The sequence below is a fragment of the Ideonella sp. A 288 genome (assembly GCF_002198735.1).
In the GTDB taxonomy this organism is placed as follows: domain Bacteria; phylum Pseudomonadota; class Gammaproteobacteria; order Burkholderiales; family Burkholderiaceae_C; genus Pseudaquabacterium.
Genome location: NZ_MWLO01000155.1, coordinates 83,956 through 101,268, shown reverse-complemented (window position 1 = coordinate 101,268; position 17,313 = coordinate 83,956). Strand labels below are relative to the sequence as shown.

Genomic DNA, 17,313 nt, shown 5'->3' with positions numbered 1-17,313 from the left:
GCCTGGGCTTCTGCAGCCTCGCGGGCTGCCTGGGCTTCTGCAGCCTCGCGGGCTGCCTGGGCTTCCGCAGCGTCGCGGGCTGCCTGGGCTTCCGCAGCGTCGCGGGCTGCCTGCGCTTCTGCAGCCTCGCGGGCTGCCTGGGCTTCTGCAGCCTCGCCGGCTGCCTGGGCTTCCGCGGCCTCGCGGGCCGCCTGGGCTTCCGCGGCCTCGCGGGCTGCCTGGGCTTCTGCTGCCTCGCGGGCTGCCTGGGCTTCTGCAGCCTCGCGGGCCGCCTGGGCTTCCGCGGCCTCGCGGGCCGCCTGGGCTTCCGCGGCCTCGCGGGCTTGGCCATCGTCCGCCTCGGGTCCTTCGATCGGCGGACCCAGCGTGGGTCCGCCCTGCGATGCCTGGCCCTCCTCCAGCGTCCGGTCCCGGGCACGTCGGCGCGAAGAGATCCACTGCCAAAGCGCCAAAACGGCCAGCGCCGCCCCCACGATCCACCACAACCCGCTGTCGTTCATCGGTAGAACCTTGTCTTGCGCCTGCTGGATAACGCCCGGTGGGCCACTGGCAGCAGCATAGTGCGTACGGCCAGGCCAAAGGTCGTGTTTTGAACCTTGGCGGCCAAAGTGTGAGAAAGGATGCCGACCTTTGTCGCGCTCACCCCTCAGAGGCCTGTCGAGACGCCTCCCAGCGCGGGTTCACACACCGGAACCTGAATGTGATCTTTGTCAAGCGGACAAGAACACACAACCGACGCGTCCAAAGCATGCGACCATTGCCGCCGAGCTTTTCCAAACTCCGTCTCATGATGCGCGCGCCACGCTCAAGTACCGGCCTCAAGCGCCGACAACAACGCATGATCCCCGCGCGCCGCCTCTTGCCTGTCATCGGCCTCCTGTGGGCCAGTCCCCTGTGGGCCTCTCCGGTGGGCCCCATCTGGAACTGCTGGTACAACCTGGATCAGCATGTGGCGTGTGTGCTGCAGTCTTCGTCGCTGGCGCGCGTTCTTCCCATCGACGAGCCGCGTCATCTCGACATGGCCGCGGCGGCAGTCAAGCCTGTGCGTGTGGTCGCTTCTGCGGCCATGACGATGGTGCAGTTGCTGCGCACTCGTCCGACGGCACTGCGCGGGCGCACGCTGATGATTCCCCTGCACACCGAACCATTCGATCATGATTCCGTGGCGGTGCTTGCCCAGATCGTCATGTGCGGTCCGCAAGTTGAATGCCGAGCCTTCTATGGCGAGCGCCCAGCGGTGACGCCGCAAGCCGCAGCCGACTTTGCCGACGCCAACGACCCGCTGACGCTCGCTGGCGAGTGAGGCATATCGCCGCACGCTGTTCCGGGTGATCACCCGGCTTTGGTCGAGCCGGTAAACTGCACAGCCCGGCCGAAGATTGTTGGGCTGCCTGCATCCGGAGTGCATGTCGACCGTCTTTCACCAGGAACACGCCCCTGTGCCACCGCCCTTGGTTGCCCCGAGCCGCCCCTGGGAGCGGCCCGGGATCGTGCCCGCAATGCTTGTCGCCATGGTCGGGCTGCTGGTCACCGCTGCGCTGTGGCGCGACGCTGCCATGCGCGCCGCCGCAGTGGCTGAAGCGCGCTTCGAGTACCGCACCGACCGCATCCACAAGGAACTCGCGCATCGGCTCGACAGCTACGAAACAGCACTGAAGAGCATCGCCGGGTTCATCGGCGTGCGCGAAGGCTTCGACCGCGGGCAGTGGCGGCGCTATTTCGAGCGAGCGCCCGTCATCGAGGAGTACCCCGGTCGACTGCTCATCGGCTATGCACCGCGGGTGCCGCTCAACGAGCGCAGCGCCCACGAGGACGAGGTTCGCCGGGACGGCCTGGCCGGCTACAAGGTGACCAGCATCGGTGGCGCTCACCGCGGGGCCTACTCGCCCTTGGCCTTCATCGACCGCGCGTTGCCGGCGGGCACGGTGACCCTGGGCGAAGACCTGGCGGACGATCCGGTGGCGGCCGAGGCGATGTCGTTGGCCGCTCGCACAGGGCGCACCATCATGTCCGGCCCCTTGCGCTGGTCGCGCAGCCAGTCGGAGGCAGACCAGGTGTGGGGCATCTTCGTGCCGGTGTATGGCGGCGACGACAAACTGGTTTCCGAAGCTGACCGCAAGCGGGCCTTGATGGGCTTCGTGGTGGAGGCCTTCCATCCGATGGAGACCGTTGGCTCCTCACTGGGTGCGGATGCCAAGCTCATCGGGCTGAGGGCTCGGGATGGGGCCGTGCCGCTGTTCACCTGTCCCGAGATGACCCAGGAGGTGTCTCGGGGCTTCAAACCCATGCTCGTCCGCGACATACCGCTGCGCTATGGCGAACGACAGTGGACGATGCACTTTGTCGCCCTGCCCGGCTACCTGGCCACGGTCGAGTCCGACCAGCCCAGCATCGTGTTGGTAGCGGGATCGCTGGTGAGCCTGTTGCTGGGCGGGCTGGTGGGCACGATGGCCTACCTGCGCGCCCGTGCCGTGAACCTGGTGGCCGAGCGCACCGTCGAGTTGCAGGCCGCGCTGGCACGCTCCGAAGCCAGCGAATCGCGCACGCGTGCAGTGGTCGACAACGCGCTCGACGCGATCATCACGATCGATGAACGAGGAGCCATCCAGAGCTTCAACCCGTCTGCCGAGCGCCTGTTCGGCTACACGCAGGCCGAGGTGATGGGCCGGAACGTCCACTTGCTCATGCCCTCGCCAGACCGCGAGCAGCACGACGGCTACATGCAGCACTACCTGGCCACCGGCGAGCGCCGCATCATCGGCATCGGGCGCGAGGTGACGGGGCAACGCAAGGACGGCAGTTGCTTCCCGCTCGATCTCGGCGTCAGTTCGATGCAGATCGGCGGCGTGCAGTTTTTCTCCGGCATCGTGCGCGACATCACCGGACGTCGGCTGGCCGAGCAGGCGCTGCAGCAGAGCGAACGCAAGCTGCGCTCGTACATCGAGCAATCGCTCGACGGCGTGATCGTCGTCGACGGCGACGGCCGCTACCTCGAGGTGAACCCCGCCGCGTCCGGTCTGCTGGGCCGGTCGCCATCCGATCTGCTGCGCATGACGATCGGCGAAACGCTGGCACCTGACCCCACCAACGTGCACGCGGGAACCGAGCATTTCCGGCGGGTCGTCGAGACCGGCCGCAGCCAGGGCGAGGTGGTTCTGTTGCGCCCCGACGGCACCTACTGCACGGCCGACATTGCCGCCGTGGCGCTGGGCAACGGCCGCTATCTCGGCATCCTGCGCGACGTGACCGAACGGCACCAGGCCTCGCTGGCCCTGCAACGCGAGCGGGAGTTGCTGGAGGTGCGCGTGGCCGAACGCACCGAGGTGCTGACTCGCACCAATGCCGCCCTGCAGCAGGAGGTGGCCGAGCGGCGCCGTGTCGAAGGCGAACTGGTCGCTGCGCGCGAACAAGCCTTGCAGGCGGCCGAGGCCAAGGCCGGGTTCCTGGCCAACATGAGCCATGAGATCCGCACGCCGATGAACGCGGTGGTGGGCATGACGGCGCTGCTGGAGGAGACCTCGCTCAACGCCGAACAGCGCGACTACGTGCAGACCATCCGCACCAGCGGCGACGCGCTGCTGGCGGTGATCAACGACATCCTCGACTTCTCCAAGGTCGACTCGGGCATGCTCGAACTCGAGCACCGACCCTTCGAACTGGGCGCGTGCATCGAGGAGGCCGTGGAGATGCTGGCCCCTCGCGCCGCCGAGAAGGGCATCGACCTGCTGTACGTGCTGGCCGACGACGTGCCGCCGTGGATCGTCGGCGATGCCACCCGCCTGCGCCAGGTGTTCGTCAACCTGCTGTCGAATGCCGTCAAGTTCACCGAGCGCGGCGAAGTCTGCCTGTCTGCCGGGCTGATCGACCGCAACGATCATCACCTGCGCCTGCAGTTCTCGATCCGCGACACCGGCATCGGCATCCCGGCCGACCAGCAGCACCAGTTGTTCAAGGCTTTCTCCCAGGCCGATTCGTCGACCACCCGCAAGTACGGCGGCACGGGCCTGGGGCTGGCGATCTGCCAGCGGCTGGTGCGGCTGATGGGCGGGGTCATCGGGCTGGAGAGCGCCGATGGACAGGGCTCGACTTTCTTCTTCACGATCGCGGCCGAGGCGGCCTCGGGCACCCATCGGCCCCGCTACGCCAGCCAGGCCAGCCCCGAACTCACCGGCAAACGGGTGCTGCTGGTCGACGACAACCCGACCAATCTGCACATCCTGGAGACGCAATGCCGGCGCTGGGGCATGGAGGTGTCATCGGCCTCCAGTGCCACCGAGGCGCTGACCATGCTCGACAAGGACCGGCTGTTCGACGCCGCGGTGCTCGACCTGCACATGCCCGGCATGGACGGCGTGCAATTGGCCCAGCAGATCCGCTGGCTGTGCCCGGGCTCGCTGCCGGCCCTGTTGTTGCTGTCGTCCAGCACGCACCGCCGAGGCAGCGCCCCGGCCGAAGGCCTGTTCGCGGCGCGCCTGGCCAAGCCGGTGAAGCACACGCAACTGTTCGAATCGCTGACCCGTGTGCTCCAGGCCGACGCCGGGCACGAAGGGCCGATCGACAGCTCGCGGCGCCTCGATCCGACCATGGGCCAGCGCCTGCCGCTGCGCATCCTGGTGGCCGAGGACAGCGCGATCAATCAGAAACTCGCCGTGGGCATCCTGGCCAAGCTGGGCTATGCCTGCGACGTCGCCGGCAACGGGGCCGAGGCGCTCGAGCTGGTGAAGCTGCGCCCCTACGACCTGGTGTTCATGGACCTGCAGATGCCGGAGATGGATGGCCTCGAATCCACCCGTCGCATCGTCGCCGAGATGCCACCCCTGGATCGGCCGCGCATCGTGGCCATGACGGCCAACGCATTGACGGGTGATCGCGAGCGCTGCCTCGAAGCCGGCATGGACGACTACATTGCCAAACCCATCCTCCCGGTGGATGTGCAGGCGCTGATCGAGCGGACAGTGGGCAGTGGCCGCAAGGCCGCCCTGGTGACCGAGCCCGATTCGGTGCCGCTGATCGACCAGCGCATCGTGGGTGAACTCCGTGCCATCGACGAGCCTGGCCAGCCTTCCCTGCTGCGCAGCCTGTTGCTGGACTATCTGGCCGAGACACCTGGCACGATCGGCGAGATCAAGCGCTTTGCCGATCGTCGCGAGGCGTCGCGGCTTGCACAGAAGGCCCACAAGCTCGCGGGCATCAGCGCCAGCCTGGGCGCCACAGGCATGTCGGAAGTGTGTGTGCGCATGGAGCGGCACATCGCCGCAGGAGACCTCACCGGACTGGCGTCGATGATCGATCAACTCGAACTGCGCTTCGCCCGCACGCGCGCCGAGTTTCAACGCCTGGTCTGACTCACCCTGGTCTGTCTCGCACTGGTCTGTCTCACCCTGGTCTGTCTCACCCAAACAGCACGCCACTGCCAATGGACCCGATGGACCTCGCCGCGGACGAGTGGCGCCGCGGGCAACCCGAAGGTGCCCTGCCCGGCGTCAGGGATTGCAGTCGGGGTACTGAGACAGCGTGAGGACAGCGCGGTACGGGCTGACCGACCGAATCTTCGTGCCCACCATCGCCGCGCTGGTGCGGTCGAGGCAGCGGGCCAGCTTCTTGGGCTCCATGGTCGGCGAAATCTGCCGCAACAGTGCCGCCGTGCCGGCCACGATCGGGGCAGACATGGACGTGCCGCTCCAGCTGCCATAGCCGCCCGGCACCGCGCTGGTGATGCCGTCCCCAGGGGCCACGAGACTGATCCAGTCGCCAGAATTGCTGAAGTCCGCCAGCTTCGACGCCGAGGTGCTTGCAGCCACCGAGATCAATCCGTAGGCGCCCTCGGCCGCGGGGTAGATGCGAAGGTCACGGCTGCCATCGTTGCCAGCAGCCGCCACGATGACGGCACCCGCGCTGCGCGTGCAGCGCTGGCGGTCGGCGTTGTAACCCGGATCGGTCATGTCGGTGACAGGATCGGCAGCGTCCGGCAGGCCACAGCTGACGAGATTGGCCACCGCATCGAGCAACCGGGTGCGCACCGGACTGCCGAGGCTGAGGTTGACAACGTGCGCGCCATCGTCGGTGTCCGGATTGCCGTCGGGGTCGATGGCATACAACAGGGCCTCGGACAGTGTCCACACATTGCCGAGGCCCTGCGGATCGAGGACACGGATGGGCATGATCGTGGCGCCAGGCGCCATGCGGGCGATGATGCCGGCGACGTGGGTGCCGTGCCCAAAGGAAACGTCGAGGGACGTGCCGCCTTCCGTAGGATCGGTGTCGCCATCGACGAAATCCTGACCGGGGGCCAAACGGGCGGCGATGGCAGGATGCGTTCGATCGACGCCAGTGTCGAGAACGGCCACGCGCACGCCCTTGCCGGTGGCGATGCGGTGGGCGAAGGACAGGCGCAAGGACGGCCAGGCCCACTGAGACACATAGTCGGTCTCGGTGCCGATGGCCCAGGGACGAATCTTGGTGGCTTCCGGCGACTGCGTCAGTCGGTTTTCCTCGGCCAGCAGCACGGTGGGCTCCAATCCAAGTGCGGCAAGCTTGTCAGCCACCACCGCACCGCCAATGACCTTCACACGGTAGATGGGCCTCGCCCCGAATGAGGACAAAAGGCTGAGCTCGTACTTTTGAAGCAATGGGCCCAACGCAGCCGTGCTGGTCAGCTTGAGCAGAACTTCACCCGGAACCACGTCGCCCGGTTGCGCCGCACCTGCGGGCATCGTCACGATGGTCAGGCACGCTGCAATCGCGGCAGCGATGCCAGAAAAACTGGCGATGAAGCTCTTCATGACGGTACCTCGTGGACCTGCGCGGCTCACCAGCCGCCATGCAGCGTGAATGCTGCCCAATGAAATGGATGCGGGTGTGTTGCCCGCACAGCCAGTTGAGCCCCCCTGAGGGCGGTCGCAGGCGAGTCGCCGTTCTTCAGCGCTGAATAGAAATGGGTCATGAAATCGGACGTGACCCGGTCGTCGACTGGCCACAGGCTGCCGACCACTCGCGCTGCACCGGCCACCATGAAGGCGCGGACCAGCCCAATGATCTCGTCACCCACATTGTCGCCGGCCAACCCGGTTTCACAGGCACTGAGGACAACGACACCGGGTTTGAGCGAAAGCGCCTCAGCCTGTTCGGCGGTCAACGCGCCATCGGCGAGCTGCAGCGCCGAAAACATCGGGCTGTCGATGCGAAACTGCGCATGGCACGCCAAGTGCAAGACATCGGCCGAACCCGCCATCTCCTGCAGCGCTGCCACGGTGGCCGCCGAGCCGACGAGCGAATGGCCGCGAGGAAAGAGGCTCGCCACGAGCTCGGCTTCGGCACCCGCATGGGGCAGGCGGCTGGATTCGCCGAGACTCAAGACACATTCCGGGATCACCGGCTTGCGGAGCAGACCGTAGAGCGCCACGCGCGCACTGGGCGCGACTGCCAGTTCAATGGTGTCGGCGAGGTATCGGTCGCCATCGGTCAGGGCACCGAACGGCACCCTCGCCAGCTCGCCATGGGGAACGACCAGCACGCGGCGAATGCCGGCCAGGGCCGAACGCAATGGCGCCCAAAGAAGCCCCCCCAATTGAGTGAGGCGAATGCGGGCACGGTGCTCGAGCTGCGCCATGTGGCTCGACATCTGCGCAGCGCCATGACGCAGCGACTCGATCTGGAAGCAGGTGGACCGCACGGCCTGCTGCACAACGGCCCACGAAGCCACGTTTCGAATCAACTGCACTCGCGACGCGGTCGCCACGCAGCAGAACAGTTCGTCGCCGACAACGCCATACTCGACCAGTGCGTCGCCCTCGCCCAGATGGGCTTGCAGGGCCGGCACGCTGAATCCGTCATCGAGACCGACCACTTCCACGCTGCTGGCAGCAGCCAGACGCTGGCGGCGTGCGCGCTCGAGCAGCGTCTGCTCGGCACGGCGAATCTCGTCCTGCCAGTGAGCCGAACCATCGGCCCCCTCTGCCGATGGATCGACACGACGGTAGAGCCAGTTCAGCCGGGTGCGAAGTTCGCCCAGTGCATCCGGTTCGTCGCTTTCGCGTTCGTTGCCGTGCGACATGCGCTCAGCCAGCGCCCGGGCGCGCATGCGATCGAGCTGCCACAGGACGCGTGCTGCACGGGCACTCGCACCTTCATCCGTGGCCGACTCCGGCGCTTCGAGCGCCAGGCCAAGCAGCGCTTGATATGGCTGAAGGTGGTCCGTCAGATAGGCACTGCGGATGTCGTCCCCCGGCAGGGCTCGACGCTGGTCTTCAAATCGCTCGACGGCCGACTCGAACCATTCGGCGGCCGCCGCGATCCGCCCCTCGGCTCGTGCAACACGGCCCAGGCCGGTCAGGCAGCGCACCTGGGCCGGCAGCAATTGGAGCGTCTCGGCGGACTCGAGACAGGCCTCGAATCGAGCCCCGGCGGCCGCGACGTGCCCGGAATCCAACAGGGCCGCAGCGACGACGGCTTCGGCCCCCGTGCGACCGGGCACTTGGCCGGCATCGGCAAATGCTTGTGACGCAGTCTCCGCCAATGCAAGCGCTTCCTGAGGGTCGCCATTCGCCAGTGCCAGTTCGGCTCGCACCAGCGCCACCGCAGCCCCGCCCACCGGACTGTCGTGCTCGGCAAACAGCTGGGCCGCCGCGACCAGCGAATCGGAGGCCAGCGCGCGTCGACCTTGAAGGACCAAAGCCCGGCCCCGCTGACTCAGTGCCCACGCCTGCTCGACCGCCATGCCCAGGCGCTCGAACTTCTCGACCGCATCGTCGAGCAGGGCCATGGCTTCTGGCAGCAGGCGAAGCTCGAGGTAGGCGTAACCGAGTTGCTTTTCCGAGATGGCCAGGTTCTGGGGCATCTCCATCTGCTCCCAGCGTTGGCGGGATCGCTCCAGACCCCGCAACGCATCGCGGTAATTGCCGCGAGATAGATCGAGCAGCGCAGAGGAGCCCTCGATCAGGGCCTCCAACACGGGCAGCCCGTGCGCGGCGGCGCGCATCCGCGCGCGAGCGAAGATGCGGCTCGCTTCAGCGAAGTCGCCAGTCGCCGTCAGCGCATCGGCCAGCCCGATGTCGGCCATGATCGAATGCTCTCGATCACCGGCGCGCGAGAACAGCACGGCGGCCTCCCGATAGTTCCGCGTTGCGTCGGAATAAGCGTCACGCTCCATCTGGAGGTTGCCCAGGTTGAGGCTGACCTTGGCCGCGGTGGGCAGGTCGCCCAGCCGGGTGAGCTCGACCTTGGTTTTCTCGGCACACTTGGCCGCCTGGGCGTGCCTTCCCAGGATGCCCAGGACCATGATCTTGGGCACCTGCGTCTGGGCCGCATGGCCTGGCTTTCCGATGGCCCTGAACCCGGCATCGGCACGGTCCAGACCCGCTTCGGCGTCGGTCATGCGGCCGCAGATGATGTCGGCAATCGCATCGGCCCAGCACGACAGTGCCACAAGTTCAGTTCGGATCCGATCGTCCATCGACGAATCGTCGATCGCTTCGAGCAGCCCACGCAAGGCTTCGGCGGCGCGTACGGCGCGCTGGGGCTCACTGCTCCAGGCCGAGTGGCAGACATCCTTGAGCCCCCAGGCGAGCGACAAGCGCTCCTCCGCAGACATGCTGGGCGGCGCACGGCCGCACGCAGCCAGCAGCCGCGCCACCTGGGCATCGACTTGATCCTGCTGAGTGGGGCCCCGGGTCAGCACGGCGGTCAGACCCGACGCTCTCCGACGTCGATCAGCGGAAGGTGAACCTCATCCTTGCCGAGGCGGAAGACGATCGAGACGGTGCCCTGGCGAAGGTCTCCGAAGCGGAACTCGCCGAGTTCGTCGAGCGACGCGATGTGCGCTTCGTGCCCGCTGTGCTCGTCGCCGGCGAGCGGCAGCGGCCGGTGCACCAGTTCGACCGTGCCGCCATCGTCCGGGCCCAGCACCTGGCCAGCCATCGCAAAGTGCTCGGCCGTCGGGATGATCCGCAAATCGATGTCGCGACCCTGGGCACTGAACAGCAGGTGCCGGGTCCGATCCGGCATCGACCGGAGGCCCAGCGCCAGCTGCGGCGTGCTCCAACTGTCGAAACCCAGAGCAGCGACGAGGTGCTTGACCACAGCCCGCGCCGTGGTGGCAACGCGCGACTCTGCAGGTGCCTGACCCACCGCCACAGCCCGCTGGATCCACGCACTCGGCGCGTCCGGCAGGGCCATAGCCTGTTGGGTCAGCACCAACAAGTCATCGTCGGACAGGTGTTGAAGAGACTCCATGGTGTCGTGCTCGCGCTAAGGATTGCCCCACAGAGCAGACACCGCGGCGGTAAATACATCGATGTGTGGTTGTGTTACGCGATCAGGCGGCGCAACCGCTCGAGGCACCGCTGTCGGGTCGGCCCGAGGCTGCCGATCGGCATACCCAGCTTGCGAGCGACCTCGTCATAGGGCAGGCGCTCGTCCTCGTCCCGGAACAGCGCCTCGATGAGGGCACGGCTCTTGGGGTCCAGCGTGTCGAGTGCACGGCGCAGACGATCCAGTTGCTGAAGGTGGGACAGCGCCTGCTCGGGCACCGGGCTTTCATCCGGAAAATCCCATTCGGCAGAACCTTCACCGTCATCGCCGTCGGCCACGGTCGTGGACACCAGGCGCTGGCCACGCTGGCGCTGCAGCAGGGCCTCGCGCTTGGCCGTCGTGACGATCCAGGCTTGCAGGCGCGACGGGTCCTGCAGCCTCGGCAGGTGCTGGTGCAGACGCTCGAACACCGTCTGGAAGACATCGGCCGCCACATGCTCGTCCAGACCCATGCGGCAGACGATGGCATACACGAGCCTCTGAAAGCGCTTGACGAGCGTGGCCCATGCCCGCTGGTCACCCGCCTTGCAGCGAGCCACCAGCCCTACGAGGTCGTCATCGAGATCCATGGCTGCACATAAGCGGTATCTGTGCCAGCCCTGCCGGACTCCGCTGCCCGGCACAGCGCGTGAAGAATTGCGCTAGATCAGGAAAACGGGTGTACAGCCCACCCTGAACGGGGCAAATCACCCACCTTGGGTCGGTGGGCGTCTCGCGTCACTTCACGGAAGTCAGGTGCGCCACGCCGCCAAAGCTGCCCACCCAGAGGTTGCCAGAGCCATTCGAGGCCATCGAGAACACGGTGTTCGAGAACAGTCCGTCAGCGGTGGTGAGCACGGTGAACTTGCCGTCGGCCTCCCTGCGTGCCAGCCCGTTGTTGGTGCCGATCCACATCGTGCCTTTGTCGTCGATGTGCAGCATGAAGACATGATTGCCCGGCAAGCCTTCGGCCACGGTGAAGTGCTTCCAGGCCTTGCCGTCGTAGCGGGACAACCCACCACCCCAGGTGCCGGCCCAAACCACACCGTCGCGATCGACCGCCAGGGATACGATGTAATTCGGGTTGTAGGCCGCGTCGATGCCCTGCAGACCCATTTCCTGCTTCTGTTTGGCATGGTGGCTCGACACCTTGGCCGGGTCGTTCTTGAAGGCCAGGTCGTTCTTGACCTTTTCGTACGGGGCGCCCAGACCCTTGGCGTGGTTCCAGTTCTCCCATTTGCCGGCCGTGAAATGGGCCAAGCCCCCCTCGGTGGCCAGCCAGACCTCGCCGTTCTTGCCTTCGGCCAGGCCGTATACCCAGTCGTTCGGCAACCCGCCCTTGGTGCTTTCAACCGTGTGCAACTCCCACTTGGAGCGGTCCTTGAGGTTGCCACCCTTGATGCGGTTGACGCCAGACCAGGTGGCGATCCAGAGGTCGCCGTTCTTGGTCTTGAGCAGGTCGTAGACGAAGGCGTCGCCCAGTCCATCCGGGATGTTGTAGGTTTCCCACTGCCCCGTCTTCTCGTCGAGCAAGCTGAGGCCACCGCCGTAGGTGCCGACCGCCAAACGACCATCGACCCGGCTGACGTGGAACACGCCGTTGGACAACAGGCCACTGCGGGTGTCGAACAGCTTGTACTGGTCGGTCTTGGTTTCGTAGCGGATCACGCCGCCCGAGGTGCCCACCCACAGCGTGTCGCCATCGCTGAAGATGTCCTTGACGTTGCGGTTTCCGACCCTGAAGTGGACGAACTTCGCGTTCGGATCGACCTGCACCTTGCCTTCCCGTTCAGGCGCGGCTGCGGCAGCCTGGGGCATGGGCGGATGCCCCGCGGGCGGCACGGCTCCGTCGGCGAGGGCTGCCTGCGACGGGGCGTTGGCGGGCGGCACCGCGGCTGCGGGTGCCGCCGTCGCGGCAGGCGCAGCAGCCACCGTCGCCGGCGCGGCCGCCGGGGCTGCGGCCTTTTGCTGACCGAGGCTGTAGGCCCCAGCGACGATGCCCGCTGCAGCGATGGCCAACAGGCCGAGCGATTTATGTCCAAGTTCCATGGCGATGGGCCTCCTCGTGCCCTTGTGCAATGCGAATGCGGTGAGGGCTCAGCGCCCGATGCGCGTCACGCCGCGGCGGGTGCCGGCCCAGACTTCGCCGCCCGGGGCGATCTCGAGCGCATAAACGTTGTCTTCCAGCAAGCCGTTTTGCTTGGTGATGCTTTGCCAAACCTTGCCGTCGTAACGCGAGACACCTTTGTTGGTGCCGAACCACATCGCTCCGTCCGGGCTCTGGGCAATCGAGTAGACGATGTTGCCGACCAGCCCATTCTTGCTGTTGAGGTTGGTCCAACGCTTGCCGTCGTAGCGGGAGACGCCACCACCCCAGGTGCCTGCCCAGACGTTGTCGTCGGGCGAGACGTGGATCGAGAAGACGTAGTTGGGGTTGTAGGTGGCCTTGCCCTCGAGCGAGGTGGTCAGGTCATGCCGGGTGCGTGTGCCGAGGCCGGTGTTGGCCGAGAACGGCAGTTGATCGTCGTTCGGGGCGCCGAGCCCATCCTTGTGGGTCCAACTCTTCCAGGTCTTGCCGTCGTACAAGGTGACGCCGCCCTCCGTACCGAACCACACCCGGTCCTTCGAGTCGACACCAAGGCCATAGACCCACTCGTTGATCAGTTGCTTGACATAGGTGGTGAACTTGCCGGTCTTGGCATCGACGCGGTTGGCACCCGCCCAGGTGCCGATCCAGAGTGTTCCGTCCTTCTGCGAGGCGAACGAGTAGATCCAGTAGTCGGCCAGGCCGTGCATCGGGAAGAAGGTCTTCCACTGGCCATCCTTGAACCGCGAAGCGCCTCCGGCATTGGTGCCGAACCACTTGTTGCCCCGATGGTCGATGCCAACCGAGAACACGTACTCGTTGGCCAGCCCGTCCTTGCGGGTGAAGGTGTTGCGTGGCTTCAGGGTGGTCAGGTCGACTTCATGGACCCCGGCCGAGGTGCCCACCCACATGGCGCCCTTGGAGGGCTCGGCCTTCAGCGAACGCACGTAAATCGTCGGTCCGACTTCGAAGCTGTCGACCACCCGCCAAGGCGCTGACGCCGGCTGGCCCCAGGCGGCAGCGGCGGCGAGGAGCGTGGCAGCGGTGGCCACGGCGCGCGCTACGTAGGAATTCATCAATTCAATGTCCTCAGGAAAGCCATCAGGTCGAGCATGTCGCGATCCCGCATCACGGCCATGTAGCCGGGCATCACGCCACGCCCTTGTCTCAGCAAAGTCAGGAACTGCGCGTCGGTCTTGAGCAATGCACCGGGCCGGCGAAAATCCGGTGCCCCCGGCCACACCGGCTCGCCGCGCTCACCGTGACAGACCATGCAATGTGAGGTGTAGAGCGATCGGCCCTTGCCGGGATCGGCGGCGTGCGCAGCGCCGGCCGCCGCTGCAATGCCGAACCAAAGCAGGATTCCCGTTCTCAGGAATGCGCGGGTGCCGACCACCGGATTCGGGACTCGCCGGGTCATTCGATCGACCGCCGTCACGGTTTCTTGGCTGCGTCGCGCAGGGTCTTGGCGCGCTGTTCCAGACGATCGGCCTCGGCGAGGTTGCGCTCTATGCCGAGATCGCCGCTGCGGTGGGCGCGCGCCAGAGCTTCGATCGCGAACACATGATTCTTCTCGGCGGCCAGTCGATACCAGCGCACGGCCTCCACTGGATCGCGGGCCACACCCTCGCCGTGCGCCAGCATGCGGCCGAGCCCATACTCGCCATGCGCGTCGTTCTGCGCCGCGGCCTTGCGATACCAGACCACGGCCTCTGCATCCTGCTCGGCGGCATCGAGCATGTCGGCCAGACGCGATTGGGCAGGACCGTGTCCGGCATCGGCAGCCTGCCGCAGCAGGCCCATGGCGACGATCAGGTCTCCGGTGCGAAATGCGGCCTCGGCACGTTCGGTCAGGGCCTTCGCGTCGATCTGAGCCATCGCACCATTGCAGGCCAGCGCAAGCAGCAGGCCGAGGCGGCAGGCGATACGGGTCATGGATCTCATGCCATCGAACAGGCAAGAAGCTTGCCAATCGCACACGGGCGGTGCACAGCCCACCTACGGCGCAATCGTCGGCGGGCTGTTGGCGAACTCTTCGAGCTTGCGGTAGAGGCTGGACAGCCCGATGCCCAGCCGCTGCGCCGCCAGGCGCCGGTCGCCACCGCTGTCCTCGATGGCCCGAAGGATCAGGCTGTTCTCGAAATGGCGAACCTGGTCGCGCAGCGGACCGTCGATCAGCGGTGGCGCCAGGCCCGGCACGCCGGCGGCAGGTGCGGCCGCCACCACCGGCGTGAGTTGGGGCGGCAGGTCTGCCACGGTGATGCGCCCGTCCTCGGCCAGGATCATCGCCCTGTGCAGCACGTTCTCGAGTTCGCGCACATTGCCGGGCCAGTCGTGGTTGACGAGGATGTCCTCGGCCTCGGCGTCGGGCTGGGGGGCCGGGGTCAGGCCGAAGCGCGAGGCGCCGCGTTGCAGCAGGAAGCGCACGAGCGCGGGAAGGTCGTCGGGTCGTTCGCGCAGGGACGGCACGTGGATGTGAAAACCCGACAGGCGGAAGTAAAGGTCCTCGCGGAAGCGACCCTCTGCGGCCATGGTGCGGAGGTCGCGGTTGGTGGCTGCAACGATCCGCACGTCCACCTTGCGGACCTGCTCGCTGCCGAGCGGCCTGATCTCCTTCGCTTCCAGCACATGCAGCAGCTTGACCTGCAGACCGAGCGGCAACTCACCGATCTCGTCGAGGAAGATCGTGCCGCGGTCGGCCTCGAGAAAGAGCCCCTTGCGTGCCTTGTCGGCCCCGGTGAAGGCCCCCTTGGTGTGGCCGAAGAACTCGCTTTCGATCAGGTTCTCGGGGATTGCGCCGCAATTGACCGGGATGAACGGCTGCGCTGCCCGCTGGCTCTGCTGGTGGATGCGACGGGCGACCACGCCCTTGCCGGTGCCGCTCTCGCCCGTGATGAGCACGGTGCTGTCGGTCGGCGCCACCTTGCCGACGAGCCGGTCGACGGCGCGCATGGCCGGCGAGGCCGACGGGCAAAGGTCGTCGCCTGAACCGACGACGAGCTTTCGCAATGCGTCGTTCTCGCCCTTCAGTCCCCGAAGTTCGCCGATCTGCAAGAGCCGCTGCAGCAGTTCCTCGCTGCGCACCGGCTTGATCATGTAGTCGAAGGCGCCCAGTTTCATGGCCTCGATGGCCGTGTCGACCGACGAGTAGGCCGTCATCAGGATGAAGGTCGTTTCCACCCCCATGCTGCGGGCCTGGCGGATGACATCGATGCCCGTCAGGTCGGGCATGTTCAGGTCGCACAGGGCGACGTCGACGTCGCCCTTCATCAAGCGCTTCAAGGCTTCGTGCCCACCCCCGGCCAGCGCCACGGAATGGCCGGCCCGCGTGAGGTTCGCCGCGATGATCTGCCGGATCGCCGGTTCATCGTCGACGACGAGGACTTGCAGCGAACTCATGATGGCTGTGATCGCCGGCACCAGACCGCGCGATCGATGTCGGGTGAGGTGGCGGGCGCCCGGCTCATCGGACGGCCCTGCGCACGGCGCGCTTCGAGAGGTGCGCTCGAGAACGTCGCGGCGTGCTCATGCCCCGGCCTCGGGGCCGGGAAGGTACAAGGTCACCTGGGTTCCGAAGCCGGGCGTCGATTCGATCGACAGCGCGCCGCCATGCTGCTGGGCGATCTCTCGGCAAAGGGGTAGACCCAAGCCCGTGCCTTGGCCGGCGGGCTTGGTGGTGAACAGCGGATCGAAGGCGCGTGCGAGGGTGTTGGGGTCCATGCCGCAGCCATTATCCGCAAGCAGCAATTCCGCGCCATGCCCATGCCGACGTGTCTTGATGGAGATCAGCGGCGAGCCGGCGACCGCTCCCCGCACGGCGTCGGCGGCATTCACCAGCAGGTTGAGCACGAGCTGCAGCAGACGGTCCCCGACGCCGTCGACCGCGGGAAGCTGGGGGTCGAACTCGGTGTCGATGCGCACACCGTTGACGCGCGGATCGAAGTGTGCCAACAACAGCGCGCTGCGCACGACGTCGTTCAGGCTGAGCAGTTCGGTGCGGCTGGACGGCGGCGCCGCCAGTTCGGCGATCTGGCGCGTGATGATCTGCAGCCGGGTCGTCTCGCGAAGGATGTTCTCGGGGTCGCACAGCGGGTTGTCGTACCTCAGGGATCCGGCTTCGCGCTCGTCCCGCATCGCACGAGCCAGGCCATCGATGGCCGCGATCGGATTGCCGATGTCGTTGAGCACCCCCGCGGCCAGGGCACCGATGGTGGCCATCTTCTCCTGGTGGAAAACATTCCGCCGCTCGATGCCCAGGTCATGCTCGCGGGCGGCCAGCGCTGCAACCATGACGTCGATTGCCGAGCCGAGCTCGCCCAGCTCGTCGTCTCGCTCGATGGTGCGGTCCGCCTGCCGATCACCTGCCACCACCGCCAGGGCGCGGGCCCTCAGGCGGGCGATGTCGCTGCTCAGCCTCGTGAAGAAGAACACCACCACGACGCCGACCAGCGCCGTGCCCAGGATGGCTGCCGCGGCCAGGGTCACGGCCACCGCCCGCCCGCGCTCGTGCACGCGCGCCACCTGAACGGCCGACAGCGCTTCGCGGGCCTGCGTGTGCCGTCCCGTCGACTCGAGGGCGGCCTCGAGTTGCGCGCGCAGGGCCAGCAGCGCCACGCGATCGCGCCGTTGCAGCAGGTCTTCCCGCGCGCGCACGAGGGCAGCATCCTCGATGCCACTGGTGAAGCCGGCCGCCTCGAGCGCGTGCGCCTGGGCCGCCAGACGCGACAGAGAGCGCTCGATCGCATCGACGTCGATGGTGTCGCCCTGGCTGCCGCCCAGTTGGGTGCCCAGTTCACTCAAGGCCAGCGCCTGGGTCTGTGCCAGGTCAGCCGCCATCACGCCAGCCCGCCGCGTGCGTTCGAGCCGGTCGAAATCCTGTTCCATGCTCGCGCGGTAGGCCAGGACCAGCGAGAACAGCAAGGCGATCAGGCTGATCACCG

Annotated in this window: 12 protein-coding genes and 1 pseudogene; 2 read left to right on the top strand and 11 right to left on the bottom strand. The window is 67.0% G+C overall.

Annotated features, from left to right (window positions below):
• Nucleotides 1–500, bottom strand: a pseudogene (locus EOINJALH_RS32060) (hypothetical protein); the annotation flags it as partial.
• Nucleotides 501–838: 338 nt separating this feature from the next.
• Here EOINJALH_RS32060 and EOINJALH_RS27465 point away from each other — a divergent pair.
• Both EOINJALH_RS27465 and EOINJALH_RS27460 read left to right on the top strand, forming a co-directional pair.
• Entirely contained in the window at nucleotides 839–1,303 is a 465-nt protein-coding gene (locus EOINJALH_RS27465) for a hypothetical protein (protein ID WP_088286232.1), read from the top strand.
• Nucleotides 1,304–1,499: 196 nt separating this feature from the next.
• Nucleotides 1,500–5,345: a PAS domain S-box protein gene (locus EOINJALH_RS27460; protein WP_158219918.1), complete on the top strand. Its 3,846-nt coding sequence runs from the start codon at nucleotides 1,500–1,502 to the stop codon at nucleotides 5,343–5,345.
• A 138-nt stretch (nucleotides 5,346–5,483) separates the two neighbouring features.
• Here the strand turns inward: EOINJALH_RS27460 and EOINJALH_RS27455 are convergent, their stop codons facing one another.
• The 10 genes from EOINJALH_RS27455 to EOINJALH_RS27410 all read right to left on the bottom strand — a co-directional run bounded on the left by EOINJALH_RS27455 (nucleotide 5,484) and on the right by EOINJALH_RS27410 (nucleotide 17,311).
• Nucleotides 5,484–6,782, bottom strand: a complete 1,299-nt coding sequence (locus tag EOINJALH_RS27455) for a S8 family serine peptidase (RefSeq protein WP_088286228.1) — start codon at nucleotides 6,780–6,782, stop codon at nucleotides 5,484–5,486.
• 26 nt (nucleotides 6,783–6,808) lie between these two features.
• A complete protein-coding gene (locus EOINJALH_RS27450; RefSeq protein ID WP_158219917.1) occupies nucleotides 6,809–9,571 on the bottom strand; it encodes a CHAT domain-containing protein in 2,763 nt (920 codons plus the stop codon).
• A 110-nt stretch (nucleotides 9,572–9,681) separates the two neighbouring features.
• Nucleotides 9,682–10,230, bottom strand: a complete 549-nt coding sequence (locus EOINJALH_RS27445) for a hypothetical protein (RefSeq protein WP_088286224.1) — start codon at nucleotides 10,228–10,230, stop codon at nucleotides 9,682–9,684.
• 74 nt (nucleotides 10,231–10,304) lie between these two features.
• Nucleotides 10,305–10,877: an RNA polymerase sigma factor gene (locus EOINJALH_RS27440; protein ID WP_088286222.1), complete on the bottom strand. Its 573-nt coding sequence runs from the start codon at nucleotides 10,875–10,877 to the stop codon at nucleotides 10,305–10,307.
• 148 nt (nucleotides 10,878–11,025) lie between these two features.
• Nucleotides 11,026–12,366, bottom strand: a complete 1,341-nt coding sequence (locus EOINJALH_RS27435; protein WP_234414071.1) for a two-component regulator propeller domain-containing protein — start codon at nucleotides 12,364–12,366, stop codon at nucleotides 11,026–11,028.
• 18 nt (nucleotides 12,367–12,384) lie between these two features.
• Nucleotides 12,385–13,449, bottom strand: coding sequence for a two-component regulator propeller domain-containing protein (locus EOINJALH_RS27430; RefSeq protein WP_088286218.1), 1,065 nt, complete (start codon nucleotides 13,447–13,449; stop codon nucleotides 12,385–12,387).
• Nucleotides 13,449–13,811, bottom strand: coding sequence for a cytochrome c (locus EOINJALH_RS27425; protein WP_234414070.1), 363 nt, complete (start codon nucleotides 13,809–13,811; stop codon nucleotides 13,449–13,451). Before EOINJALH_RS27425 ends, EOINJALH_RS27430 begins: the two co-directional genes overlap by 1 nt.
• On the bottom strand, nucleotides 13,808–14,308 hold the full coding sequence (locus tag EOINJALH_RS33400) for a tetratricopeptide repeat protein (RefSeq protein ID WP_310732352.1): 501 nt from the start codon (nucleotides 14,306–14,308) through the stop codon (nucleotides 13,808–13,810). Before EOINJALH_RS33400 ends, EOINJALH_RS27425 begins: the two co-directional genes overlap by 4 nt.
• 63 nt (nucleotides 14,309–14,371) lie before the next feature.
• Complete coding sequence (locus tag EOINJALH_RS27415) at nucleotides 14,372–15,772, bottom strand: sigma-54 dependent transcriptional regulator (RefSeq protein ID WP_088286432.1); 1,401 nt, start codon at nucleotides 15,770–15,772, stop codon at nucleotides 14,372–14,374.
• A gap of 126 nt (nucleotides 15,773–15,898) precedes the next feature.
• Nucleotides 15,899–17,311 (bottom strand): sensor histidine kinase, encoded by a 1,413-nt coding sequence (locus EOINJALH_RS27410; protein ID WP_234414069.1) that lies wholly within the window; start codon nucleotides 17,309–17,311, stop codon nucleotides 15,899–15,901.
• Nucleotides 17,312–17,313: the final 2 nt, after the last annotated feature.

Bases quoted from the DNA above. Each gene is read 5' to 3' on its own strand.
- EOINJALH_RS27460 (WP_158219918.1), top strand. From the start codon at position 1,500: ATGCTTGTCGCCATGGTCGGGCTGCTGGTCACCGCTGCGCTGTGGCGC.
- EOINJALH_RS27465 (WP_088286232.1), top strand. From the start codon at position 839: ATGATCCCCGCGCGCCGCCTCTTGCCTGTCATCGGCCTCCTGTGGGCC.
- EOINJALH_RS27455 (WP_088286228.1), bottom strand. From the start codon at position 6,782: ATGAAGAGCTTCATCGCCAGTTTTTCTGGCATCGCTGCCGCGATTGCA.
- EOINJALH_RS33400 (WP_310732352.1), bottom strand. From the start codon at position 14,308: ATGACCCGTATCGCCTGCCGCCTCGGCCTGCTGCTTGCGCTGGCCTGC.
- EOINJALH_RS27415 (WP_088286432.1), bottom strand. From the start codon at position 15,772: ATGAGTTCGCTGCAAGTCCTCGTCGTCGACGATGAACCGGCGATCCGG.
- EOINJALH_RS27440 (WP_088286222.1), bottom strand. From the start codon at position 10,877: ATGGATCTCGATGACGACCTCGTAGGGCTGGTGGCTCGCTGCAAGGCG.
- EOINJALH_RS27430 (WP_088286218.1), bottom strand. From the start codon at position 13,449: ATGAATTCCTACGTAGCGCGCGCCGTGGCCACCGCTGCCACGCTCCTC.
- EOINJALH_RS27445 (WP_088286224.1), bottom strand. From the start codon at position 10,230: ATGGAGTCTCTTCAACACCTGTCCGACGATGACTTGTTGGTGCTGACC.